This is a genomic window from Pseudomonas sp. H2_D02, from assembly GCF_054677635.1.
In genome coordinates this window covers 5,174,413-5,198,989 of the sequence record NZ_CP162816.1, presented here as the reverse complement: position 1 = coordinate 5,198,989, position 24,577 = coordinate 5,174,413, and the positions used below count along the sequence as shown (strand labels likewise).

Genomic DNA, 24,577 nt, shown 5'->3' with positions numbered 1-24,577 from the left:
GAAGTGAGAAAACGTCATTGTTTGGCGTAAATGCCCTGGCGGCTCAGGAAGGTTTGGCGGTGCGCTCTCGCTCGGTGATTTGAGCCATTGCTGATCCGGCGTATGCTGCTGCGGCATTTATCCATCGAGGGAAGCCGTGATGCTGAAGATCTGGGGCCGGAAGAATTCATCGAACGTGCGCAAGGCGTTGTGGTGCGCCGAAGAACTAGGGCTCATCTATGAGTCTGTTGATGCAGGCGGCGCGTTCGGTGTGGTGGACACGCCCGAATACCGCGCGAAGAACCCCAACGGCCGGGTTCCGATGATAGAAGACGACGGCTTCGTGCTCTGGGAGTCGAACACCATCGTCCGGTATCTGGTTGCTCGCCACGCCCCGGATTCCGCCTGGTACCCCGCTGACGTACAGGCCCGGGCCACGGCGGAAAAATGGATGGATTGGACGACGTCGAGTTTTGCCGCACCGTTTCGCACGGTGTTCTGGGGCGTCTTGCGCACCCCAGCCGAGCAGCAGGATTGGGCCGCCATCAAGGCTGCGATCAAGGAATGCGAAGACCTGCTGGCAATGGTGGAGCAGACCCTGGGCCAACAGCCTTACCTTAGCGGCAATGAAATCGGCATGGGCGATATCCCCCTGGGCAGTTTCATTTATGCCTGGTTCGAGATGCCCATCGAGCGTGCCGCGCTGCCCAATGTGCAAGCCTGGTACGCACGGCTCCAGCAGCGTCCGGCCTATCGCAAAGCCGTGATGACCGCGTTGACTTAATACTTACTATCGACACGCTTCACTGTACTTGTGCGGCGACGCCACGCACCATTGCCTTCGTGCGGGTGGTTGCATTGCTCGTCGCACGCCCTTATCTATTCTTCTCTTTTCCCCTTCTTGGTGCGTAATCCGATATGAGTTCCGCTCTGTCCATACGGCAGTTAACCAAAACCTACGGCAACGGTTTCCAGGCCCTGAGTGGTATCGATCTGGACGTCGCCGAAGGTGATTTCTTCGCCTTGCTTGGCCCTAACGGCGCCGGCAAGTCCACCACCATCGGCATTCTTTCCACCTTGGTGAACAAGACCAGCGGCACGGTCAACGTGTTCGGCCATGACCTGGACCGCGCTCCCGCCGCGCTCAAGCGCTGCATTGGCGTGGTGCCCCAGGAATTCAATTTCAACCAGTTCGAAAAGACCTTCGATATTGTCGTGACGCAGGCCGGCTACTACGGCATTCCGCCGAAAATCGCCAACGAACGCGCCGAGCAATACCTGACCCAACTGGGGCTGTGGGACAAGCGTGATGTGCCGTCCCGCTCGTTGTCCGGCGGCATGAAGCGCCGCCTGATGATCGCCCGTGCGTTGGTGCACGAACCGCGCCTGCTGATCCTCGACGAACCGACCGCGGGCGTGGACATCGAGTTGCGCCGTTCGATGTGGACCTTCCTGACCGAATTGAACCAGAAAGGCATCACCATCATCCTCACCACGCATTACCTGGAAGAGGCCGAACAGCTGTGCCGCAACATCGGCATCATCGACCATGGCACCATCGTCGAGAACACCAGCATGCGGCAGTTGCTGAGCCAGTTGCATGTGGAGACCTTCCTGCTCGATCTCAAGCATGACCTGAGTGTCGCCCCGCAGCTCATCGGCTACCCGGCTCGGTTGCTCGACGGCCATACCCTGGAAGTCCAGGTCGACAAATCCGCCGGCATCACCGGGCTGTTCACTCAACTGGCCCTGCAAAATATTGAAGTGCTGAGCCTGCGCAACAAGACCAATCGCCTTGAGGAGTTGTTCGTGTCCCTGGTGGAAAAAAACCTGGCGAAGGTGGCGGTATGAGTTCCGAACTGCGACCCAACCTGATCGCCCTCAATACCATTGTCTACCGTGAAGTCCGGCGCTTCATGCGGATCTGGCCGCAGACCCTGCTGCCCCCGGCCATCACAATGGTTCTGTACTTCGTGATCTTCGGCAACCTGATCGGTCGGCAGATCGGCGACATGGGCGGCTTCACGTACATGGACTACATCGTGCCGGGGCTGATCATGATGTCGGTGATCACCAACTCCTACGGCAACGTCGTGTCGAGTTTCTTTGGCAGCAAGTTCCAGCGTTCGATCGAAGAACTGATGGTCTCGCCGGTTTCGCCCCATACAATCCTGATCGGCTTCACTTTGGGCGGTGTGTTGCGAGGGTTGGCGGTGGGCCTGATCGTGACGCTGCTGTCGCTGTTCTTCACCAATCTGCAGGTGCATCACCTGGGGGTGACGATCCTGGTGGTAGTCCTGACGGCCACGATCTTTTCGCTGCTGGGGTTCATCAATGCCGTGTTCGCGCGCAACTTCGATGATATCTCCATCATCCCGACCTTCGTGCTCACGCCGTTGACTTACCTCGGTGGCGTGTTCTATTCGATCTCGTTGCTGCCACCGTTCTGGCAGACCGTGTCCCTGGCCAACCCGGTGCTGCATATGGTCAACGCGTTTCGCTATGGGATCCTTGGGGTTTCGGACATTCGGATCAGTATTGCGATTACGTTCATGCTGGTGGCGACTGTTGTGCTTTATGTGGGCTGCGCGCGGTTGCTGGTCAGCGGCCGCGGGATGCGCACCTGACAAGACGCATCGCCTTCTTCGCGAGCAAGCCCGCTCTCACACTGATCTATGTCGAACGCTGATCTGGCGTTCACTGAATATCGAATGTGGGAGCGGGCTTGCTCGCGAAGAGGTCCATCAGAACACCACAATAAAGGCCTCCATTCCCAGGAGGCCTTTATGCATCTCACTTACGGCTTTTTTTGCGCCGCCGCCACTGCCGCGCCACCCACCAGCGCCAGTAACTCATGGTCACGAAGTAGGCCAAAGCCCCAAGCACCAACCCAGTCACCACCGAACCCAGCAGAAACGGCTGCCACAACGTTGACAGTTGATTGGTAATCCACTCCCAAGTCAATTCGTCCGGCAGCGTACGGGCGGGCACGTCCATTAGCCAGGCGCCGGTTTGATAGGTACAGAAAAATACCGCAGGCATCGTGATGGGATTGGTCAGCCAGACCAGGCTCACGGCAATCGGGATGTTGCCGCGAACCATGATGGACAGTGCGGCGGCCAGCAACATCTGCAAAGGAATGGGTAAAAAAGCGGCAAACAATCCGACAGCCATTGCCCGCGCCACTGAATGGCGATTGAGGTGCCAGAGGTTGGGGTCGTGCAGCAGGGTGCCAAGAAAGCGTAAGGATTTGTGTTCCCGAATGCTCGCAGGGTCAGGCATGTAGCGTTTGAATAGGCGCCGGGGCATAAGGCTTCTCGGTCGGGTCAAAGCAGTCAGGCCGCAAGTATGTCCGGATTCTACGGCCGGCAGATTCAGACTTTGTGACAATTGATAACGTTCGCGGTGCCGCAGACCGGCTAAGCCTTAGAGGGAACTCTCAAGGATGGGCTTATGCGCACAGTGATGATCGCGCTCGCACTCGGGTTGCTGGTCCCGATTTTCTTACCGGCGTTGCCGCCACCGTGGCTGATCGTGGCGATGGCGATAACAGCGCTGGTCATGCTGCCGTTTCGCACCTGCCCGGCCAGTTTTTTTCTTCTCGGATTGGCCTGGGCCTGCGTTGGGGCGCAGCTTGCGCTGGATGACCGGTTGCCCGCTGCCCTGGACGGTGAAACCCGCTGGGTCGAGGGAAACGTCGTCGGTTTGCCGCAATACGGTGAGGGCATGGTGCGTTTCGAGCTTGCCGATGCCCACTCCCGACGCACGCGCTTGCCTGCGTTGATGCGCCTGGCCTGGTATGGCGGGCCGCCGGTCAGGAGCGGTGAAAAGTGGCGCCTGGCAGTGAAGCTCAAGCGGCCCGTCGGGTTGCTCAACCCCCATGGTTTCGACTACGAATCGTGGCTGCTGAGCCGTGGCATCGGCGCGACCGGCACCGTCAAGGAGGGTTTGCGGGTGCAGCCGACGCAGGGCGCTTGGCGCGATGGGGTGCGCCAGGCGTTGGCAAAGGTCGATGCCCAAGGGCGTTCCGGTGCGCTGATGGCGCTGGTGCTTGGCGACGGGGCTGGATTGAGCCGCGGAGATTGGCGAGTGCTACAAGACACCGGCACGGTCCATCTGCTGGTGATTTCCGGCCAGCACATCGGCCTGTTTGCCGGCTTGGTGTACCTGCTGGTGGCTGGCGCGGCGCGTTATGGCGTTTGGCCGGCGCGTCTGCCGTGGTTGCCCTGGGCCTGCGCCTTGGCTTTCGTCGCCGCTGTGGGCTACGGCTTGCTCGCCGGATTTGAAGTGCCGGTGCGGCGGGCCTGCACGATGATCGGTCTGGTGTTGCTGTGGCGCTGGCGTTACCGCCAAGCCGAACCTTGGTGGGCCTGGCTGCTGGCCTTCATCGGCGTGTTGATGTTCGATCCGCTGGCGAGCCTGCGCCCCGGGTTCTGGTTGTCGTTTGCCGCCGTCGCGATATTGATGTTCACCTTCGGCGGTCGCCTGGGCCCTTGGCGCTGGTGGCAGACCTGGACCCGAGCCCAGTGGCTGATTGCGCTCGGCCTATGCCCGTTGTTATTGATCCTTGGCTTGCCGGTCAGCCTGAGCGGTCCGTTGGTCAACCTGGTGGCGGTGCCCTGGATCAGTTTGCTGGTATTACCGGCGGCACTGCTTGGCACGGCGTTGCTGCCGGTTCCGGGCGTCGGGGAAAACCTGTTGTGGGTCGCCGGTGGGTTGCTCGATCTGCTGTTCAAAGGCCTCGAACTGGTTGCAGGGCGAATGGCGGCCTGGATGCCTCCCGCTGTCCCGTTGTGGGCGCTGTGTATCGCGGCGCTCGGCGCTGTGCTGTTGTTGCTGCCCAAGGGCCTGCCACTGCGTGTCCTGGGTTGGCCGATGTTGATGCTGATCGTGTTTCCTCCTCGGGAACAGGTGCCCCACGGACGCGCCGAAATCTGGCATTTTGACGTCGGCCAGGGGCTGGCAGTCCTGGTGCGTACCCATCGGCATGCGTTGCTTTATGACGCGGGGCCACGCTTTGGCGAGGCCGATGCAGGCGAGCGCGTGGTGGTTCCGACCTTGCGCAAGCTTGGTGTGGGACGGTTGGACCTGATGCTGCTCAGCCATGCCGACGCTGATCATGCCGGCATGGAGCACAAGCGGTGCGCAATGGGTTGGCGACGACTCGGGTCATCAGCGGCGATCCTGATGCGCTGCCCGCCGATCTGCTGGCGGCGCCGTGCGACAGCGGCGAGAGCTGGGAATGGGATGGGGTCCGGTTCGAGCTGTGGCGCTGGGCGTCAGCGGTCGAAAGCAACCAGAAGTCCTGCGTCTTGCTGATCGAAGCCGACGGCGAGCGCTTGCTGTTGACCGGAGATATCGATGCCCACGCCGAGCGAGCCATGCTCGATGGCCCGCTGGGGGCGCCGATTCATTGGCTGGCCGCGCCGCATCATGGCAGTCGCAGTTCGTCGTCGATGGCGCTGCTGGCGCGTCTCAAGCCGCATTCGGTATTGATTTCCCGAGGGCGAAACAACGCATTCGGCCACCCGCATCCCTGGGTCATGCAACGCTATAGGAAATTCGGCATGGCAATCCACGACAGCGCCGAGCAGGGCGCCATTCGTCTGCAACTGGGTGCATTCGAACCCGCGCACACCGAGGCTGGGAATCGCCGCTACTGGCGCGAGCCGCCGTCCGCTGGGCCGTCGCCCCGGCATTGACCTGCCTCAGTGTTGTGGGTTGCGTTGTTGGCTGGGCGGGCCTGCACGGCGAGTCTGTATGATAAAGTGGCGCACTTTTTCGAGGGGGCTGTCACTGTGTGGGAATTGGTCAAATCCGGCGGCTGGATGATGTTGCCGATCATTCTGAGTTCCATCGCGGCACTGGGTATCGTTGCCGAACGCCTGTGGACCCTGCGGGCCAGTCGCGTAACCCCGGAGCATTTGCTCGGGCAGGTCTGGGTCTGGATCAAGGACAAGCAACTGAACAAGGACAAGCTCAAGGAACTGCGGGCCAGTTCGCCGCTGGGAGAAATCCTTGCCGCAGGCCTGGCCAACTCCAAGCATGGTCGCGAGATCATGAAGGAATGCATCGAAGAGGCGGCGGCCCGGGTCATCCATGAACTGGAGCGCTACCTCAATGCATTGGGCACCATCGCCGCCATGGCCCCGTTGCTGGGTTTGTTGGGCACGGTGCTGGGCATGATCGATATTTTCAGCGCCTTTACCGGTACCGGCATGACCACCAATGCGTCGGTGCTGGCGGGCGGTATTTCCAAGGCCTTGATCACCACCGCCGCCGGTTTGATGGTGGGGATCCCCTCGGTGTTTTTCCATCGTTTCCTGCAGCGCCGCGTCGACGAGTTGGTGGTCGGCATGGAGCAGGAAGCCATCAAGCTGGTCGAGGTGGTGCAGGGCGACCGTGATGTGGACCTGGCCGGGGGCAAGAAGTGAAATTCCGCCGCAAACCACGGGAAAACATCGAGATCAATCTCGCGTCGCTGATCGACGTGGTATTCATCCTCTTGCTGTTTTTCGTCGTGACGACCACGTTCACCCGGGAAACCCAGCTCAAGGTCGAATTGCCGGAGGCCGTCAGTGGTTCGCCGGCTGAAGACCAGCAATTGAAGAGTCTCGAAGTCACGATCAGCGCCGAAGGGACGTTCTCGGTGAACAACCATTTGCTGCCAAAAAGTGACCTCGCCAGCCTGATCGAGGCCTTGCAGAAGGAATCCGGCGGAGACACCAGCCTGCCGCTGTCCATCAGCGCCGACGGCAAGACGCCCCATCAATCGGTCATCACTGCCATGGACGCAGCCGGCAAGCTCGGCTTCAGCCATCTGCGCATGACGACGGTCGAGGCGGCGCCTGCACCTTGATGGCCATGTCCGATCGATTGCTTGCCGCCTGGTATGAAGGGCATCCCGCCCTGGCGCTGCTGCGACCGCTGGAGTGGCTGTACCGCCGCGTCGTGGTCGGCAAGCGCGAGCGTTTCCTGGCGGGCGAGGGTGAGATCTACCAGCCGCCCGTGCCGCTGGTCGTGGTCGGCAATATCACGGTAGGTGGCACTGGCAAGACGCCGTTGATCCTGTGGATGATCGAGCATTGCCAGCGCAGTGGCCTGCGGGTCGGCGTGGTCAGTCGGGGCTATGGTGCCAAGCCGCCGCAATTGCCTTGGCGAGTCGAGGCCAGCCAAGGCGCCGATGTCGCGGGCGACGAGCCGCTGCTGATTGTCCAGCGCACCGGTGTGCCATTGATGATCGATCCCGATCGCAGCCGGGCTGTCCAGGCTTTGCTGGAGGCCGAGCCGCTGGACCTGATCCTGTCCGACGACGGCATGCAGCATTATCGGCTGGCCCGCGATCTCGAGTTGGTATTGATCGACAATGCCCGTGGCCTGGGCAACCGGCGGTGCCTGCCCGCCGGCCCGTTGCGCGAGCCGGTCGAGCGCCTGCAATCGGTCGACGCCGTGCTGTTCAACGGCGCTGCCGCTGATCGCGACGACGGCTTTGCCTTCGAATTGCGGCCCACCGCGCTGGTCAACCTGGCCAGCGGTGAACGGCGCCCCATCGACCATTTTCCAGCGGGCCAGGCCCTGCACGCCGTGGCCGGTATCGGCAATCCCCAGCGTTTCTTCAAGACCCTCGAAACGCTACACTGGCGGCCCATACCGCACGGGTTTGCCGACCATGCCGAATACAGCGCCCAGGCCTTGAGCTTCACGCCGTCCCTGCCGGTGGTCATGACGGAAAAGGACGCAGTCAAATGCCGCGCCTTCGCCGCGCCCGACTGGTGGTACCTGGCGGTGGACGCAGCTCCGTCGCCGGCCTTCGCGGACTGGTTCGATACGCAGCTGATGCGCCTGTTGCCGGATCGACTCTTGCCTTAACACGTTTTATCCAGGGGAATTACATGGACACCAAACTGCTCGATATCCTGGCTTGCCCGGTCTGCAAAGGCCCGCTCAAGCTCAGCGCCGACAAGACCGAGCTGATCAGCAAGGGCGCCGGATTGGCCTATCCGATTCGCGACGGCATCCCGGTGATGCTCGAGAGCGAAGCCCGCACCCTGACCACTGACGAGCGCCTGGATAAATGACCACTGCCTTTACCGTTGTCATTCCGTCGCGTTTTGCCTCGACGCGTTTGCCTGGCAAGCCGCTGCTGTCGATCGTCGGCAAGCCGATGATCCAGCATGTCTGGGAGCAGGCCAGCAAGAGCAGCGCCCAACGCGTCGTGGTCGCGACCGATGACGCGCGCATCGAGGAAGCCTGCAAGGGCTTCGGCGCCGAGGTGGTAATGACCCGTGAGGATCATAATTCCGGTACCGATCGTCTGGCGGAGGTGGCCGTTAAGCTCGGTCTCTCGCCCGACGCCATCGTGGTCAACGTGCAAGGTGACGAGCCGATGATTCCGCCCAGCGTGATCGATCAGGTCGCGGCCAACCTGGCGGCTCACCCCGAAGCGCAGATGGCTACCCTGGCCGAGCCGATCGAGGACGTGCAGACCCTGTTCAATCCCAGCGTGGTCAAGGTCGTCAGCGACCTCAATGGCCTGGCGCTGACCTTCAGTCGGGCGACCTTGCCATGGGCCCGGGAGGCATTCGCCAAGAACCCGGACGTGTTGCCCGAAGGCGTGCCGTACCGTCGTCACATCGGCATCTATGCCTACCGCGCCGGTTTCCTCCAGGACTTCGTGGCATGGGGCCCGTGCTGGCTGGAAAACACCGAATCCCTGGAACAACTGCGTGCCTTGTGGCACGGCGTGCGAATCCATGTTGCCGATGCGCTGATCGCCCCGCCCACCGGTGTCGATACCATTGAAGACCTTGAGCGCATCCGTCGCCTGTTGGAGGCTTGATGCGGGTTTTGTTCGTCTGTCTGGGCAACATCTGCCGGTCGCCCACTGCCGAAGGCATCTTGCGCCACAAGTTGCGCGAGGCCGGGCTGGAGGGGCAGGTGGAAGTCGCTTCCGCCGGTACTGGCGACTGGCACGTCGGCAAGGCGCCGGACAAACGCAGCATGGCCGCGGCCCTGCGTCGCGGCTACGACTTGTCGGCCCAACGTGCCCGGCAGGTGACGCGGGCCGATTTCGCTGCCTACGACCTGATCCTGGCGATGGACAGCAGCAACCTGCGCAATCTCAAGGCCCTGCAACCGGCCAATGCCCGCGCGGAACTGGATCTATTCCTGCGTCGTTACGAGGCCGAACTCGACGACGTACCAGACCCGTACTACGACGGTGAGCAAGGTTTCGAGCAGGTGCTGGACCTGATCGAGCGCGCCACGGATCGTCTGGTGATCGAATTGAAGGGGCGGCTATGAGTTTGCAAGTCCAGGCGGACGTCAGCCTCAAACCGTTCAACAGCTTTGGCGTCGACGTAAAAGCCCGGCTGTTCGCCGAAGCCCATAGCGATACGGATGTTCGCGAGGCCCTGGCTTACGCCGCGGGTCACGACGTACCGTTGCTGGTCATTGGCGGCGGCAGCAACCTGTTGTTGACCGGTGACATCGACGCCTTTGTGCTGCGTATGGCCAGCCAGGGAATCCGCATGCTCAGCGATGACGGTGAGCGCGTGGTGGTCGAGGCCGAAGCAGGGGAGCCGTGGCATCCATTTGTCCAGCACACGCTGGCCCAAGGTTGGGCGGGCCTGGAAAACCTCAGCCTGATTCCCGGAACGGTGGGCGCGGCGCCGATGCAAAACATCGGAGCCTACGGCGTTGAGATAAAGGACGTCTTCGCGGGCCTCACCGCGCTGGATCGCTACACCGGCGAGCTGCGCGATTTCACCCTCGATGAATGTGCTTTTGCCTACCGTGACAGCCTGTTCAAACAGCAGGCCGATCGCTGGCTGATCCTGCGGGTGCGTTTCGCCCTCAGCCGTGTCGCGCATCTGCACCTCGAATACGGCCCGGTGCGCCAGCGCTTGACCGAACAAGGCATCGACCAGGCAACGCCTACTGATGTCAGTCGGGCTATCTGCAGCATCCGCAGCGAGAAACTTCCAGACCCGACCGTGCTGGGCAACGCTGGCAGCTTCTTCAAGAACCCGTTGGTGCCAGCCGCTCACGTGGCGCATCTCAAGGAGCAGTACCCCGACCTGGTGGCTTATCCACAGCCTGGCGGCCAAATGAAAATCGCCGCCGGCTGGTTGATCGAACGGGCCGGCTGGAAAGGTTTTCGTGAAGGCGACGCCGGGGTGCATAAGTTGCAGGCGCTGGTGCTGGTCAATTACGGCGATGCCACGGGGCTGGAGTTGCTGGACCTGGCTCGGCGGATCCAGAAGGACATCGCGGAGCGGTTTCAGGTTGATCTTGAGATGGAGCCTAATCGGTACTGACAGGCACCTCGCAACCGCGAGAAGAAAAACGCCCTGCATGACCTGCACAACGTGATTCGTGCAGGATTGTGCAGGGCGTTTTGCTTGTTCCTGGGTTAATTTAATTGGCTGACGATGCGAGCATTCGCATCCACAAGGCCCGGTGCAGACGCTTGCTTGCGTGTGCACAAGAGAGCCCGATTTAGCCTGAGCCAGTCTGCGATACCGAACCGATAACCCAACGGCAGATGGCTCGACCCACATAACTCGATAACGATGCGGGCGTGCCCATGATTACCCTGAAACTCAATGGAAAAGACCACTCACTGGATGTGACCGAGGACATGCCGCTGCTGTGGGCGATCCGAGACGTGGCCGGCTACAACGGCACCAAGTTCGGCTGCGGCATGGGCTTGTGCGGCGCGTGCACCATTCATATCGACGGCGCCCCGGCGCGCAGTTGCATCACGCCGATTGGCTCGGTGAAAGGCCAGGAGATCAGCACCATCGACGCACTTCACGTCGACCCGGTCGGGCAAGTGGTCCAGAAGGCCTGGTTGGATACCGCGGTGGCCCAGTGCGGTTACTGCCAGGGCGGGCAAATAATGTCCGCCACGGCGTTGCTCAAGACCAACCCCAACCCCAGCGACGAGCAGATCGAAGAAGCCATGGCTGGCAACATTTGCCGCTGCGGCACGTATAACCGGATCAAGACCGCGATCCGCCAGGCTTCCACCCACTTGAAGGAGGCCAAGGCATGAGCCGTCTGCCCAATGATTTCGTGCTGAGCAACCTCAGTCGTCGGGGTTTCCTCAAGGGCGCCAGCGCTACCGGCGTGCTGGTGTTGGCGGCCACCTGGGGGTTGCCGGATGCCTTCGCCGAAGAGAAGAAATACGGCGCCGAGGGGATGCCCCATGGCGCGGTCGATGACCCTAATATTTACGTAAGCATTGCCGCCGACGGCAGCGTGACGGTGATCTGCAACCGTTCGGAAATGGGCCAGGGTGTGCGCACCAGTCTGAGCATGGTGGTGGCCGACGAACTGGATGCCGACTGGGCGCTCGTCAAGGTTCGGCAAGCACCGGCGGACGAGGCGCGTTTCGGCAACCAGGACACTGACGGTTCACGCAGCATGCGTCACTGGTACGAGCCGATGCGTCGCTGCGGTGCCGCCGCCCGGACCATGCTCGAACTGGCCGCCGCTGCCCAGTGGAAGGTGCCGGTGGGCGAATGCCGCGCGCAACTGCACAAAGTGGTGCACCAGCCTTCAGGTCGAGAGTTGGGTTATGGCGAGTTGGCCTCCGCCGCCAGTGCCTTGCCAGTGCCGGGGCGTGACAGCCTGCGTCTCAAGCAGCCGTCGGAGTTCCGCTATATCGGCAAGGAAGCGAGCCGCGCCATCGATGGTGCGGACATCGTCAACGGTCGCGCGGTGTTCGGCGCCGACGTGCATTTTGATGGCATGCTCTACGCCGTCGTGGCGCGTCCGCCGGTCTATGGCGGCAAGGTCAAGTCCGTTGACAGCAGTGCAGCGCTGAAAGTACCGGGGGTGGTCAAGGTGCTGCAGATCGAGGGGCGTCCGTTGCCCTCCGAATTCCAGCCCCTGGGCGGCGTCGCCGTAGTGGCGAAGAATACCTGGGCGGCGATCAAGGGGCGCGAAGCACTGAAGATCCAGTGGGACGATGGCCCGAATGCCGGTTATGACTCCATTGCCTACCGCAAGGAACTGGAAGCGGCCGCCCGCCAGCCGGGAAAAGTCCTGCGCAGCACCGGCGACCTCGACGACGCATTGGCCAAGGCCGACTCGACGTTGGAGGCTTCGTACTACCTGCCGCACCTGTCCCAGTCGCCCATGGAACCCATGGTCGCTGTCGCCCGGTTCAAGGACGGTCAATGCGAAGCCTGGGCGCCGAGCCAGGCACCCCAGGTTACCCGTGAGCGCGTGGCGGAACGCCTGGGCATTCCTTTCGAGAAGGTCACGGTCAACATCACGTTGTTGGGTGGCGGTTTCGGGCGCAAGTCAAAGCCCGACTTCGTCGTCGAAGCGGCCGTGCTGGCCAAGGAGTTCCCCGGCCAGGCAGTACGGGTGCAGTGGACCCGTGAGGACGACATCCATCATTCGTATTTCCATACCGTCTCGGCGGAATACCTGAAGGCCAGCCTGAACCAGGACGGGTTGCCCTCCGGTTGGCTGCACCGCACCGTGGCCCCAACCATCACCGCGCTGTTCGCGCCGGGCATGACCCACGAAGCACCGTTCGAAGTGGGGATGGGCGTGACCAACATGGCCTACGCCATTCCCAACATGCGCCTGGAAAACCCCGAGGCGGTAGCCCACACCCGGGTTGGCTGGTACCGCTCGGTGTCGAACATTCCCCATGGGTTCGCGATCCAGAGCTTCATTGACGAACTGGCCCACAAGGCCGGCCAGGATCCGCTGAAATATCACCTGAAGCTGCTCGGCCCGGACCGCAAGATCGATCCGAACAGCCTCAATGACAGTTGGAACTACGGTGAATCTCCCGAGCGCTATCCCATCGATACGGCGCGGATCCGCACCGTGCTGGAAACCGCCGCGAAGGCTGCCGGTTGGGGGCGAGAGTTGCCCAAGGGCCGCGGGCTGGGGCTGGCGGTGCATTACAGCTTCGTCACGTATGTCGCGGCGGCGATCGAAGTCGAGGTCAAGGACGACGGTACGGTGATCGTGCACAAGGCTGATATTGCCGTGGACTGTGGCCCGCAGATCAACCCCGAACGCATCCGTTCGCAGTTCGAAGGCGCCTGCGTCATGGGCCTGGGTAACGCGATGGTCGGCGAAATCAGTTTCAAGGACGGCAAGGTCCAGCAGGACAATTTCCACATGTACGAAGTCGCGCGCATGTCCTTGGCTCCGAAGGAAGTGGCGGTGCACCTGGTCACACCGCCGGGCGAGGTGCCGTTGGGCGGTGTTGGCGAGCCGGGCGTGCCGCCGATTGCGCCAGCCCTGTGCAACGCCATCTTCGCCGCCACCGGCAAGCGTATCCGTGATCTGCCCGTGCGTTATCAGCTGCAAGGCTGGCAACAGGCCAAAGCCTGATGGACAGCGTTGACCTGAACGTATTGCGCAGCGTGCTGGAATGGCGCCGCGCCGGGCAGCGAGTGGTGTTGTTTACCGTGGTTCAGACCTGGGGCACCGCGCCAAGGCCTCCGGGGGCCATGTTGGCCTTGCGCGAGGATGGCGTGGTGATTGGTTCGGTGTCGGGCGGCTGTGTCGAGGATGACTTGATCGCCCGGTTGCACGACGGTCGGATTCCGGCGGAGGGGCCGCCGGTGCAACTCATTACCTACGGCGTCACCCGCGAGGAGGCGGCGCGCTTTGGCCTGCCGTGTGGCGGCACCTTGCGCCTGACGGAGGAGCGGGTGGGCGATCCATACTGGGTTGCCGAGTTGCTGGAGCGTTGCGAGGCCCATGAGATCGTCGCCCGTGAGCTGACGGTGGCCAGTGGTCGCGTGACTCTGGTTCCGGCGAGCAAAACCGACGCCCTGGTGTTCGATGGGCAGGTGCTGCGCGCCATTTATGGGCCGCGATGGCGGCTGTTGCTGATCGGCGCCGGGCAACTGTCTCGCTACGTGGCGGAAATGGCTCGCTTGCTGGATTTCGAGGTGTTGATCTGTGACCCGCGCAAGGAGTTCGTCTACGGTTGGGAAGAGCAACATGGCCGCTTTGTCTCGGGTATGCCCGACGAAGCGGTGCTGAGTATCCAGACCGACGAGCGCACGGCCATCGTGGCCCTGACCCATGATCCACGCCTGGACGACATGGCGCTGCTCACGGCCCTGGACTCCAAGGCTTTTTATGTGGGTGCCCTGGGGTCGCGGGTCAACAGCCAGAAGCGCCGGGACAATCTGGCTCAGCTAGGCTTGTCTGCGGAGGCGATTGGACGCCTGCATGGACCGATCGGCTTGCACATCGGCAGCCACACCCCGGCGGAAATCGCCTTGTCGCTGCTGGCGGAAATCGTGGCCATCAAGAATGGCGTGGAACTGCGGCAGAAAAAATCGCTGTAGGCCGTGGGCGAGGAGGGCGAATGGGAAAGTCGATAGGCGTGATTATCCTGGCGGCGGGATCGGGCAGCCGTTTCCGTCAGTTGGCCGGTGCGGAAAAGGATAAGTTGCTGGCCGATTGTGCGGGCCGAGATGGCGCCGTCAGATCGGTGATCGAGCATGTACTGGTCAACCTGCCGGCCTCGTTGGAAAAGCGTGTGCTGGTGACAGGCAAGGGGCGGCCGCAAGCCATTCGCATGGCCCAGGCTTACGGGTGCGACTTCGTGGAACTGGACTCGCCCGGGTTGGGCGACAGCATTGCCGCGGGCGTCCAGGCCTGCCCGGACCTTGATGGGTGGCTGATGATCTTGGGCGATATGCCTTTTATCCTGCCGTCGAGCATCGAGCAGGTCGTTGCAGGAATACGTGAGGATGGCATCAGCGTGCCAGTCCTGGCTGGCGAGTACGGGCATCCGGTGGGATTTGGTCGGGAGTTTGGGCCGAAACTGATGGCGCTGACCGGGGATCGTGGTGCCAAGGTGTTGTTTGCCGGGGCGCAGGTGCTTGAAGTGCCGGTGGATGATCCTGGCGTGACCTGGGATGTCGATGTGCCAGAAGCACTGGCCTTCAAATAACAGGCGACTCAAAACCTGTGGGAGCGAGCTTGCTCGCGAAAGCGGTCTGACATTCATTATTGATGCAAGCTGACCCGACGCCATCGCGAGCAAGCTCGGCTCCCACAGTGGATCTTCAGTGGTGCATAAATCTTGTACCCGACCCCGGCCCCCTGTGGGAGCGGGCTTGCTCGCGAAAGCGATCTGACATTCATTATTGATGCAAGCTGACCCACCGCCTTCGCGAGCAAGCTCGGCTCCCACAGTGGATCTTCAGTGGTGCATAAATCTTGTATCCGACCCCGGCCCCCTGTGGGAGCGAGCTCGCTCGCGATAGCGGTCTGACATTCATTATTGATGCAAGCTGACCCGACGCCATCGCGAGCAAGCTCGGCTCCCACAGTGGATCTTCAGTGGTGCATAAATCTTGTATCCGACCCCGGCCCCCTGTGGGAGCGGGCTTGCTCGCGAAAGCGGTCTGACATTCATTATTGATGCAAGCTGACCCACCGCCTTCGCGAGCAAGCTCGCTCCCACAACGATCTTCGATGGGCATTAGCTCCCTGTGGATAAGTCTGAAGGCATAAAAAAGCCCCGCCTGGCATCACCAGGCGGGGCTTTTTACTGGGCGATGGAATCAGGCGTGAGGTTTAGGCTCGTGCTCTTTTTCCAAGGCTTCAGTGTGACGTGGCGCGACTTCGACTTCTTCAGCGGTGTGCTGGGGTTCGTCGAGCGCCGAGGCTGGTTCGGCTGGGGTTTCAGCGACCGGGGCAGGGGCTGCCTCGGTGACTTCTTCCACGACCGGAGCCGGTTCGGCAGCAGGCGCTTGAGCGGCGGCAGCGGCGGCTTGTTCAGCTTCCTTTTGCAGGCGCTCGGCTTCACGCTTGCGGCGACGCACTTCACGTGGATCGTTCGGTGCGCGGCCATTCGCGGTCAGGGCACTGGCAGGGGCAGGCTCTTGCGCGGGGGCAGGCGCTTCGACAGCCACCGGTGCTTCGATCACTGGAGCAGGTTCGACCACTTCTGGCTCGACCGCTTGCACGGGCTCTGGCGTTGGCTCAGGCTCGACAACAGGTGCCGGTGCGGCGGGCTCTGCGGTCCAGTTGAACGCAGTCTGCTCCTCGCGGGCAGGCTCTGGCGCCTTTTCCTCTGCCGGTGCTTCGACAACCGGTTCGGCAGCGACGATGGGCGCTTCAACAACGGGCGCAGGCTCGGCGGCGACTTCAGCTTCAGGCTGGGCTTCACGTACCGGCGCGAGTTCCACTTCTGGCGAAGCGGTGACTTCTACCGGGGCAGTGGATTCGACGACAGGCGCTTCAACCGGCGCGTTCTCCACCGCAGCGGTGGCGCGCTCAGCCTGCTCGTTTGCCTGGGCTTCGGCTGGGGCGCTGATCGCACTGCTGGCAACGGCCGCAGTGACGGCCAGGCCGGCGGCCAGGTCAGCGGCGCTTGGCGCTTCGGCGTTCTCGGTGGACTCGGATTCTTCCGAACCTTCGATCACGTTGCCGTTGGCATCGCGCTGACGCTCACGACGGTTGCTGCGACGACGCTGGCCGCGGGAGCGGCGACGTGGACGATCGCCTTCGGCGGTGTCCTGGCCGTCTTCCTGCAACGGCTCTTCGGCGTTCAGCACTTCTTCTTCGCTGGCAGCGGCGGCGGCTTGCTCGGCGCGTGGCTGGCGTTCCTCACGTGGCGGACGCGGTGCGCGTTCTTCACGAGGCTGGCGGGCCGGACGCTCTTCAGCGGTGGCGGCAGCAGCGGCCGGGGCGGCATCCAGTGGCTCGCGCAGTTCGCGAACACGTTCCTCACGCTCGCCACGCGGCTTGCGATCTTCACGCGGTGCGCGAGGCTGACGCTCTTCACGCGGCGGACGCGGTGCGCGTTCTTCGCGGGCTACGGCTGGCACTTCCTCACGGACTTCGCGAGGCTGGCGTTCTTCACGCGGCTCGCGTGGCGCGCGCTCTTCACGCGGTGCACGTTCTTCGCGGGGCTTGCGCTCTTCGTCGCGACGACCGTTGCGGTTGCGGGTCTGCTGGCGACCGTTGCGGCGTTCTTCGTTGCGGGCAGGGCGCTCGGTGGCGGCCGGCTTGGCGACGACGGCCGGGGCGGCAGGTTCTTCCTTGGTGGCGAACAGGCTGACCAGGGACTTCACCAGGCCTTTGAACAGGCTTGGCTCTGGTGCTGCGGCCGGAGTGGCAACCGGAGCGGCCACTTCGGTCGGAACCGGTGCGTTGGCGCGGGCCGGAGCGGTCTTGACCGCTGCTTCCTGGCGAACCAGGGTGCGAGTGGCGGCAGCTGGCTGGACGTCTTCCACTTCGGCAGCGGCAGCAGCGATTTCGTAGCTGGACTGGTTGGTGTGGGCTTCCGGGCTGTCATCGCGCAGGCGCTGCACTTCGAAGTGCGGCGTCTCGAGGTGATCGTTCGGCAGGATGACGATGCGGGCACGGGTGCGCAGTTCGATCTTGGTGATCGAGTTGCGTTTTTCGTTGAGCAGGAACGCGGCCACCGGGATCGGCACTTGGGCGCGGACTTCGGCGGTGCGGTCTTTCAGGGCTTCTTCTTCGATCAGGCGCAGGATCGCCAGGGACAGCGATTCGACGTCACGGATGATGCCGGTGCCGTTGCAACGCGGGCAAACGATGCCGCTGCTTTCGCCCAGGGATGGACGCAGGCGTTGACGGGACATTTCCAGCAGGCCGAAGCGCGAGATGCGACCGACCTGTACGCGGGCGCGGTCGGCTTCCAGGCATTCACGGACCTTTTCTTCCACGGCGCGCTGGTTCTTGGCCGGGGTCATGTCGATGAAGTCGATGACGATCAGGCCGCCGATGTCACGCAGGCGCAACTGACGGGCGATTTCTTCGGCGGCTTCAAGGTTGGTCTGCAGGGCGGTTTCTTCGATGTCGCTGCCTTTGGTGGCGCGGGCCGAGTTGATGTCGATGGACACCAGGGCTTCGGTCGGATCGATGACGATGGAACCGCCGGACGGCAGCTCGACGACGCGCTGGAAAGCGGTCTCGATCTGGCTTTCGATCTGGAAGCGGTTGAACAGCGGGACGCTGTCTTCGTAGAGCTTGATCTTGCTGGCGTACTGCGGCATCACCTGGCGGATGAAGGTCAGGGCTTCGTCCTGGGCTTCGACGCTGTCGATCAGCACTTCGCCGATGTCCTGGCGCAGGTAATCGCGGATGGCGCGGATGATCACGTTGCTTTCCTGGTAGATCAGGAACGGCGCGGAACGATCCAGCGAGGCTTCTTTGATGGCGGTCCACAGTTGCAGCAGGTAGTCGAGGTCCCACTGCATTTCTTCGCTGCTGCGGCCCAGGCCGGCAGTGCGAACGATCAGGCCCATGTCGGCAGGTGCGACCAGGCCATTGAGGGCTTCACGCAGTTCGTTGCGCTCTTCGCCTTCGATGCGGCGGGAAATGCCGCCGGCACGCGGGTTGTTCGGCATCAGGACCAGGTAGCGGCCGGCGAGGCTGATGAAGGTGGTCAGGGCGGCGCCCTTGTTGCCACGTTCTTCTTTTTCGACCTGGACAATGACTTCCTGGCCTTCGCTCAGGACGTCCTTGATGTTGACGCGGCCTTCTGGGGCCTTCTTGAAGTATTCGCGGGAGATTTCTTTGAGGGGCAGGAAGCCGTGGCGCTCGGAGCCGAAATCGACAAAGGCAGCCTCAAGGCTTGGTTCGATGCGAGTAATCCGGCCTTTATAGATGTTGGCCTTCTTCTGCTCGCGTGCACCGGATTCGATATCCAGGTCGTAGAGGCGCTGGCCGTCTACCAGTGCAACACGCAACTCTTCGGGTTGAGTTGCGTTAATCAGCATTCTTTTCATGTAGTACCGTCGGTTTCCGGGCTGCCGGAAACGGCGTTCGGCACACACGACTTCTCACGGTCGGTGTCAGGTGCGTCCTGGAGATGGCAGTGCCATTCCAGTGTCCAGCGAGTTCGACCCAAATGGCGGTGAAGTCGCGACGGACGCGTCCTGCTTGCTGGTACTCAAGCACTCAGTCAGGAGGAGGAATCAACCGGCGCCTGTGGACGAGATGAAGCGTCTAAATATAAGCCTAGTGCTACACAGTCCGACGGTTGTACATCTCCACCCTACACGTATCCCTGATAATTCGGGTGCTGCCGCGCGCAGAATCCGCAGCGGGTTGGCATTTACCGTGAGCTCCGAAAGGGGAGGTCACGCATCATGGCTAATTTAGGCGTTGTTTCCGAAGCTCTCGCTCGGGGTCGTTTCCGGGTGACTGCACTTTGTGAACTGGCCGTGAATGTGGCGCGCAAGGCGAGTCAGAACTCTGCTTTGCGGCGTATTTCAGGCCTCATGTCACCTGCGCTCGTTACACCTGCAAACTCTGCCGTTACGTAGCAAGAACCCCGTAGGACGGCCTCTCGTCCTCGTGAATTGCGTTGGTCAGGGCCGGTTTTTGACCGCTAGTCCGCTGTCCAGCCACTTTTGGCGGCGTTCGCGACTATAGCAGCAATGATTAAGTGCTTCAATTCCATAAAAAATTGTTATGATCGCCGCCATGACGACTACTGCCCCTTCGACCCCTGGCGTTCAACTGCTCGAGGTCTCGCCGGAATATGCCGGCCAACGAATCGATAATTTCCTGCTGGCCCGGCTCAAAGGCGTGCCCAAGACCTTGATTTACCGCATCTTGCGCAAAGGCGAAGTGCGGGTGAACAAAGGTCGGATCAAGCCCGAATACAAGCTGCAGGCCGGCGATGTCGTGCGCGTACCGCCGGTTCGCGTGCCTGAGCGTGATGAGCCGGTGCCTTTGGCCCAAGGCCTGCTGCAACGCCTGGAAGCCTCCATCGTCTACGAAGACAAAGCGCTGATCGTGGTCAACAAGCCTGCGGGCATCGCGGTCCACGGCGGCAGCGGCCTGAATTTCGGCGTGATCGAAGCCTTTCGTCAGTTGCGTCCGGACGCCAAGGAGTTGGAGCTGGTCCATCGCCTCGACCGCGATACTTCCGGTCTGCTGATGATTGCCAAGAAGCGCAGCATGCTGCGCCACTTGCACGAGCAATTGCGCGGCGATGGTGTCGACAAGCGCTACATGGCGCTGGTGCGTGGGCGTTGGGATACCTCCATCAAGCAAGTCCGCGCACCGTTGCTCAAGAGCAACCTGCGTTCAGGCGAGCGCATGGTGGAGGTCAACGAGGAAGGCAAGGAGGCGCTGACCGTGTTCAAGGTGCTTCGGCGTTTCGGCGACTTTGCCACCATGGTCGAGGCCAAGCCGGTCACCGGGCGTACCCACCAGATCCGCGTCCACACGCTGCATGCCGGACACTGCATCGCCGGCGACAGCAAATACGGCGATGATGATTTCACCAAGGAAATCCGCGACCTGGGTGGCAAGCGCCTGTTTCTGCATGCCTACATGTTGACCGTGCCACTGCCCGATGGCGGCGAGCTGAAGTTGCAGGCTCCCGTGGATGACATGTGGGCCAAGACCGTGGAGCGGTTGAGTGCATCCTGACTACAAGCTGCTGATATTCGATTGGGACGGCACTCTGGCGAACTCCATCGGTCGGATCGTGGACGCGATGCACGTGGCTTCGGATCGTACGGGGTTTGCCCGGTGCGATGATCTGGCGGTAAAGGGCATCATCGGTCTCGGCTTGCCGGAGGCGATTCGCAGCCTGTACCCGGAAATCGAGGAGGGTGAGCTGATCGTTTTTCGCCAGCATTACGCCGACCACTACATCGCCTTGGAAGCCGAGCCGTCGCCGCTGTTTGACGGCGTGGTGGAAACGCTCGATGCCTTGCGCGAAGAGGGGTATCACCTGGCAGTCGCAACCGGCAAGGCCCGGCGTGGGCTGGATCGGGTATTGAAGGCCCATGGCTGGGAAGATTATTTCGATATCACCCGTGCGGCGGATGAAACCGCGAGCAAGCCACACCCGCTGATGCTTGAGCAGATTCTCGCCCATTGCGATGTATCGCCTGGGCAGGCGCTGATGGTCGGCGACTCATCGTTCGACCTGCAGATGGCCCGCAATGCAGGCATGGGTTCGGTGGCTGTCAGCTACGGCGCGCAGACGATCGAGGCGTTGAAGACCTTCGAACCGTGCCTGGCGATTGACCGCTTTCCTGAATTGCACGCCTGGTTGAGCCGGCGTACCGATTAAGTTTTGATGGAGTGGCATGCATGACGGACGAATGGAAGGCCCCGGCCAAGGCGAATGCCGAAAGCGGTGACGATAAAAGCTGGAAACTGCTGGAAAAGACCCTGCTGGCCAGTGTGCAGGAGCAGCGTCGTTCACGCCGCTGGGGTATTTTCTTCAAATTGCTGACTTTCGTGTATCTGTTCGGCGCGCTCATGCTGTTTACACCGCTGATGAGCATCGAAAAAAGCGCCGTGAGCGGCTCGGCTTACACTGCGTTGATCGACATCGAAGGCATGATTGCCGATAAGGAGCCTGCGAGCGCGGACAATATCGTCGGCAGCCTGCGGGCGGCGTTCGAGGATCCAAAGGTCAAGGGCGTGGTGCTGCGCATCAACAGTCCTGGTGGCAGTCCGGTGCAGTCCGGTTATGTCTACGACGAGATTGTCCGATTGCGCGGCTTGCACCCGGACATCAAGGTCTACGCGGTGATCGCCGATCTCGGCGCATCAGGCGCTTATTACATTGCCAGTGCGGCGGACCAGATCTATGCCGACAAGGCCAGTTTGGTCGGCTCCATTGGCGTGACGGCGGCCGGATACGGGTTTGTCGGGACCATGGAAAAGCTTGGTGTGGAGCGTCGGGTCTATACCTCCGGCGAGCACAAGTCGTTTCTTGACCCGTTCCAGCCGCAGAAGCCTGAGGAAACCGCATTCTGGCAAGGCGTGCTGGACACCACCCACAAGCAGTTCATTGCCAGCGTCAAGAAAGGGCGGGGCGACCGTCTGAAGGACAAGGAGCACCCGGAGCTGTTTTCCGGACTGGTCTGGTCTGGCGAGCAGGCCTTGCCCCTGGGCCTGATCGATGGCTTGGGCAGTGCCAGCTCTGTGGCGCGGGATGTGATCGGCCAGAAGGATCTGGTGGATTTCACCATCGAAGAATCGCCGTTTGATCGCTTCTCGAAGAAGCTGGGGGCTAGCATCGCCGAGCACCTGGCGATGTGGATGGGCTTCCAGGGGCCGGCGTTGCGCTGATTTTTGAAAGGCTGCGCACCTGAAGGGTGATGCGGTCCCTGTGGCGAGGGGGCAAGCTCCCTCGCCACGGAGGCGGTTCAGGGAACCTGCACGCCCTCAGCCAGCAACATATCCACAAGACGAATCAGCGGCAGGCCAATCAGGCTCGTGGCGTCCGGGCCTTCAGTGCTCTGGAACAGGCTCACACCGAGGCCCTCGGCCTTGAAGCTGCCGGCGCAGTCGTACGGCTGTTCGGCGCGCAGGTAGCGCTCCACGCGGGCCGGATCCAGGGTTCGCATATTCACGGTGAACGGAACGCAGTCGACCTGGCATCGGCCTGTCTGGCTGTTAAACAGCGCCAGGCTGGTCAGGAACGTCACCCTGGCGCCACTGGCGGCCATTAGCTGCTCGCGGGCATTTTCGAATGTGTGGGGCTTGCCCAGGATGCGCTCGCCGAGCACGGCGACCTGGTCCGAGCCGATGATCAGGTGCGCTGGGTGTCTGTCGGTCAATGCCAAGGCCTTTTCCCGGGCCAGGCGCTTTACCAGCTCGACCGCGGATTCGTCGGGGTGGCGGCTTTCGTCGATGTCTGGCGAGCTGCAGACGAATGGCAGCCCCAGGCGGGCGAGCAGTTCCCGGCGATAAACCGAGCTTGAGGCTAATAATAAAGGCAGCATGGCTCTCTCCGATGGGCAGGGGAGGATTCTAGCCAGGCGCGCAAGTGACGGACAGGGCTGAATTTCCTTTGACATGGCCCGGTGCATCCCTATAATGCTGCGCCTATGTTGAATGACCCGATTCCACCTCACGTTGACCCGCGCAAATTGGCTGACCGTGGCACCACCCTTCAAGGTGAACTGCTGCTGGCCGATTTGAAGAGACTCTGCGACCCGCTTTCCGACGATGTCGGGACGGTCCAGGCCAAATTCGTTTTTGAACGAGATGAACGTAAATCTGTGGTGATCCACAGCTTTATCGACACTGAAGTCAAAATGGTTTGCCAGCGTTGTCTTGAGCTGGTCACCCTGCCGATCCACAGCGAATGCAGTTACGCCGTGGTGAAGGAGGGTGCGAATACCCAGTCGTTGCCGAAAGGTTATGACGTGCTGGAACTGGGCGAAGATCCATTGGATCTGCAGTCACTGATCGAGGAGGAGCTTCTGCTCGCCTTGCCCATTGTGCCTGCTCATCATCCGGAAGAATGCCAGCAGCCGGCGGGAGCAGATGAGCCCGAACCGAGCGAGGACGAGGTAACGCGGTCCAACCCGTTCAGTGTATTGGCGCAGTTAAAGCGTGACCCAAACGTTTAGGAGTTAATCAATTATGGCTGTTCAGCAGAACAAAAAATCCCGCTCCGCCCGTGACATGCGCCGTTCGCACGACGCTCTCGAGGCTAGCACCCTGTCTGTAGAAAAAACCACTGGTGAAGTTCACCTGCGTCACCACGTATCGCCAGAAGGCGTATACCGTGGCCGTAAAGTGATCGACAAGGGCGCCGACGAGTAATCACTTGTCCGCTCAAGTCATCGCGATTGACGCAATGGGCGGGGACTTCGGTCCCCGCAGCATTGTTCAGGCCAGCCTTGCTTGCCTGAATGCTACGCCCTCGCTGCACCTGACCCTCGTCGGTCAACCCTCTCTCCTTGAAGAACTGCTCAACGGCCAGTCGGCTGTCGATCTTGCGCGCCTGACAATTGCGCCAGCGTCCGAAGTCATCACCATGGACGAAAAGCCGGCACAGGCCCTACGCGGCAAGCCTGACGCGTCGATGCGGGTAGCCCTTGAGTTGCTGCGCGACGGCAAGGTCCAGGCCTGTGTCAGTGCGGGTAATACCGGGGCGCTGATGGCGCTGTCGCGCTATGTCCTGAAGACGTTGCCGGGGATCGATCGTCCGGCAATGGTCGCGGCGATCCCGACCCAGCGCGGGTTCTGCCAACTGCTCGATTTGGGTGCCAACGTCGATTGCAGCGCCGAGCACCTTCTGCAATTCGCCGTGATGGGCTCGGTTGCCGCGCAGACACTCGGCATTGCGCGACCTCGTGTTGCGCTGCTGAACATTGGCACCGAAGACATCAAGGGAAACCAGCAGGTCAAGCTGGCGGCGACCTTGTTGCAAAATGCGCGGGGCATCCATTACATCGGGTTCGTCGAAGGCGATGGTCTCTATCGCGGCGAGGCCGATGTGGTGGTCTGTGATGGTTTCGTTGGCAATATCCTGCTCAAGTCCAGCGAGGGGCTGGCGACCATGATTGGCCAGCGCATCGAGACACTGTTCAAGCAAAGCCTGGCTTCGCGGGTGGTGGGTGCCCTGGCGCTGCCATTGATGCGGCGGCTGCAGGCAGACCTGGCGCCGGCGCGGCACAACGGTGCGAGTTTCCTCGGGCTGCAAGGTATCGTTATCAAGAGCCATGGTTCGGCGGGCGTGCAGGGCTTTCAAAGCGCTATCAACCGGGCGGTGATCGAAGTGCAGGAAAACCTGCCGGAACGCTTGCACGGTCGTCTCGAGGATTTGTTAACTTAGGCGTTTTCGTCT

At 61.8% G+C, this 24,577-nt stretch carries 23 protein-coding genes and 1 pseudogene; 21 read left to right on the top strand and 3 right to left on the bottom strand.

Annotated elements, in window-relative coordinates:
• Positions 1-139: 139 nt before the first annotated feature.
• From AB4N42_RS23760 to AB4N42_RS23750, 3 genes are all read left to right on the top strand, one after another.
• Positions 140-763 carry a glutathione S-transferase family protein gene (locus AB4N42_RS23760; protein ID WP_030137685.1) on the top strand — a complete coding sequence of 208 codons (624 nt, stop codon included), beginning with the start codon at positions 140-142 and terminating at the stop codon, positions 761-763.
• A gap of 134 nt (positions 764-897) precedes the next feature.
• A complete protein-coding gene (locus AB4N42_RS23755; protein ID WP_030137686.1) occupies positions 898-1,830 on the top strand; it encodes an ABC transporter ATP-binding protein in 933 nt (310 codons plus the stop codon).
• Positions 1,827-2,606, top strand: a complete 780-nt coding sequence (locus tag AB4N42_RS23750) for an ABC transporter permease (RefSeq protein ID WP_030137687.1) — start codon at positions 1,827-1,829, stop codon at positions 2,604-2,606. The genes AB4N42_RS23755 and AB4N42_RS23750 overlap by 4 nt, the downstream gene beginning before the upstream one ends.
• A gap of 166 nt (positions 2,607-2,772) precedes the next feature.
• On the opposite strand, the gene AB4N42_RS23745 is transcribed toward AB4N42_RS23750, so the two are convergent.
• Entirely contained in the window at positions 2,773-3,288 is a 516-nt protein-coding gene (locus AB4N42_RS23745) for a DUF2062 domain-containing protein (protein ID WP_030137688.1), read from the bottom strand.
• Positions 3,289-3,432: 144 nt separating this feature from the next.
• Here AB4N42_RS23745 and AB4N42_RS23740 point away from each other — a divergent pair.
• The 12 genes and pseudogenes from AB4N42_RS23740 to AB4N42_RS23685 all read left to right on the top strand — a co-directional run bounded on the left by AB4N42_RS23740 (position 3,433) and on the right by AB4N42_RS23685 (position 14,932).
• Positions 3,433-5,681: pseudogene (locus AB4N42_RS23740) on the top strand (DNA internalization-related competence protein ComEC/Rec2).
• A gap of 96 nt (positions 5,682-5,777) precedes the next feature.
• Positions 5,778-6,413 (top strand): MotA/TolQ/ExbB proton channel family protein, encoded by a 636-nt coding sequence (locus AB4N42_RS23735; RefSeq protein ID WP_030137690.1) that lies wholly within the window; start codon positions 5,778-5,780, stop codon positions 6,411-6,413.
• Positions 6,410-6,838 (top strand): ExbD/TolR family protein, encoded by a 429-nt coding sequence (locus AB4N42_RS23730; RefSeq protein ID WP_030137691.1) that lies wholly within the window; start codon positions 6,410-6,412, stop codon positions 6,836-6,838. The genes AB4N42_RS23735 and AB4N42_RS23730 overlap by 4 nt, the downstream gene beginning before the upstream one ends.
• Complete coding sequence (lpxK, locus tag AB4N42_RS23725; protein WP_030137692.1) at positions 6,838-7,848, top strand: tetraacyldisaccharide 4'-kinase; 1,011 nt, start codon at positions 6,838-6,840, stop codon at positions 7,846-7,848. The genes AB4N42_RS23730 and lpxK overlap by 1 nt, the downstream gene beginning before the upstream one ends.
• Positions 7,849-7,871: 23 nt before the next feature.
• A complete protein-coding gene (locus AB4N42_RS23720; RefSeq protein WP_003179363.1) occupies positions 7,872-8,057 on the top strand; it encodes a Trm112 family protein in 186 nt (61 codons plus the stop codon).
• A complete protein-coding gene (kdsB, locus tag AB4N42_RS23715; RefSeq protein ID WP_460115449.1) occupies positions 8,054-8,818 on the top strand; it encodes a 3-deoxy-manno-octulosonate cytidylyltransferase in 765 nt (254 codons plus the stop codon). The genes AB4N42_RS23720 and kdsB overlap by 4 nt, the downstream gene beginning before the upstream one ends.
• Positions 8,818-9,282 (top strand): low molecular weight protein-tyrosine-phosphatase, encoded by a 465-nt coding sequence (locus AB4N42_RS23710; protein ID WP_249875655.1) that lies wholly within the window; start codon positions 8,818-8,820, stop codon positions 9,280-9,282. The genes kdsB and AB4N42_RS23710 overlap by 1 nt, the downstream gene beginning before the upstream one ends.
• Positions 9,279-10,298 carry a UDP-N-acetylmuramate dehydrogenase gene (gene murB / locus AB4N42_RS23705; RefSeq protein ID WP_460115448.1) on the top strand — a complete coding sequence of 340 codons (1,020 nt, stop codon included), beginning with the start codon at positions 9,279-9,281 and terminating at the stop codon, positions 10,296-10,298. Before AB4N42_RS23710 ends, murB begins: the two co-directional genes overlap by 4 nt.
• A gap of 269 nt (positions 10,299-10,567) precedes the next feature.
• Positions 10,568-11,038: a (2Fe-2S)-binding protein gene (locus AB4N42_RS23700; protein ID WP_030137696.1), complete on the top strand. Its 471-nt coding sequence runs from the start codon at positions 10,568-10,570 to the stop codon at positions 11,036-11,038.
• Complete coding sequence (locus AB4N42_RS23695; RefSeq protein ID WP_030137697.1) at positions 11,035-13,350, top strand: xanthine dehydrogenase family protein molybdopterin-binding subunit; 2,316 nt, start codon at positions 11,035-11,037, stop codon at positions 13,348-13,350. The genes AB4N42_RS23700 and AB4N42_RS23695 overlap by 4 nt, the downstream gene beginning before the upstream one ends.
• Complete coding sequence (locus AB4N42_RS23690) at positions 13,350-14,321, top strand: XdhC family protein (protein ID WP_460115447.1); 972 nt, start codon at positions 13,350-13,352, stop codon at positions 14,319-14,321. Before AB4N42_RS23695 ends, AB4N42_RS23690 begins: the two co-directional genes overlap by 1 nt.
• A gap of 20 nt (positions 14,322-14,341) precedes the next feature.
• Positions 14,342-14,932 carry a nucleotidyltransferase family protein gene (locus AB4N42_RS23685; protein ID WP_460115446.1) on the top strand — a complete coding sequence of 197 codons (591 nt, stop codon included), beginning with the start codon at positions 14,342-14,344 and terminating at the stop codon, positions 14,930-14,932.
• A 616-nt stretch (positions 14,933-15,548) separates the two neighbouring features.
• On the opposite strand, the gene rne is transcribed toward AB4N42_RS23685, so the two are convergent.
• Complete coding sequence (gene rne, locus AB4N42_RS23680) at positions 15,549-18,746, bottom strand: ribonuclease E (protein ID WP_030137700.1); 3,198 nt, start codon at positions 18,744-18,746, stop codon at positions 15,549-15,551.
• A 700-nt stretch (positions 18,747-19,446) separates the two neighbouring features.
• Here rne and rluC point away from each other — a divergent pair.
• From rluC to AB4N42_RS23665, 3 genes are read left to right on the top strand one after another with little or no spacing between them, the layout of a single operon-like run.
• On the top strand, positions 19,447-20,403 hold the full coding sequence (rluC, locus tag AB4N42_RS23675) for a 23S rRNA pseudouridine(955/2504/2580) synthase RluC (RefSeq protein ID WP_030137701.1): 957 nt from the start codon (positions 19,447-19,449) through the stop codon (positions 20,401-20,403).
• On the top strand, positions 20,393-21,055 hold the full coding sequence (locus AB4N42_RS23670; protein WP_030137702.1) for an HAD-IA family hydrolase: 663 nt from the start codon (positions 20,393-20,395) through the stop codon (positions 21,053-21,055). Before rluC ends, AB4N42_RS23670 begins: the two co-directional genes overlap by 11 nt.
• A 20-nt stretch (positions 21,056-21,075) precedes the next feature.
• Positions 21,076-22,065: a S49 family peptidase gene (locus AB4N42_RS23665; protein ID WP_198798208.1), complete on the top strand. Its 990-nt coding sequence runs from the start codon at positions 21,076-21,078 to the stop codon at positions 22,063-22,065.
• Positions 22,066-22,142: 77 nt separating this feature from the next.
• Here the strand turns inward: AB4N42_RS23665 and AB4N42_RS23660 are convergent, their stop codons facing one another.
• Positions 22,143-22,721, bottom strand: coding sequence for a Maf family protein (locus AB4N42_RS23660; protein WP_323155164.1), 579 nt, complete (start codon positions 22,719-22,721; stop codon positions 22,143-22,145).
• A gap of 105 nt (positions 22,722-22,826) precedes the next feature.
• Between AB4N42_RS23660 and AB4N42_RS23655 the strand changes: the two genes are divergently transcribed.
• The 3 genes from AB4N42_RS23655 to plsX are packed head-to-tail and all read left to right on the top strand — an operon-like array spanning position 22,827 to position 24,565.
• Positions 22,827-23,354 carry a YceD family protein gene (locus AB4N42_RS23655; RefSeq protein WP_003204262.1) on the top strand — a complete coding sequence of 176 codons (528 nt, stop codon included), beginning with the start codon at positions 22,827-22,829 and terminating at the stop codon, positions 23,352-23,354.
• 13 nt (positions 23,355-23,367) lie between these two features.
• Positions 23,368-23,550, top strand: coding sequence for a 50S ribosomal protein L32 (rpmF, locus tag AB4N42_RS23650; RefSeq protein ID WP_003179396.1), 183 nt, complete (start codon positions 23,368-23,370; stop codon positions 23,548-23,550).
• Between the two features lie 4 nt (positions 23,551-23,554).
• On the top strand, positions 23,555-24,565 hold the full coding sequence (gene plsX / locus AB4N42_RS23645; RefSeq protein ID WP_258650020.1) for a phosphate acyltransferase PlsX: 1,011 nt from the start codon (positions 23,555-23,557) through the stop codon (positions 24,563-24,565).
• Positions 24,566-24,577: the final 12 nt, after the last annotated feature.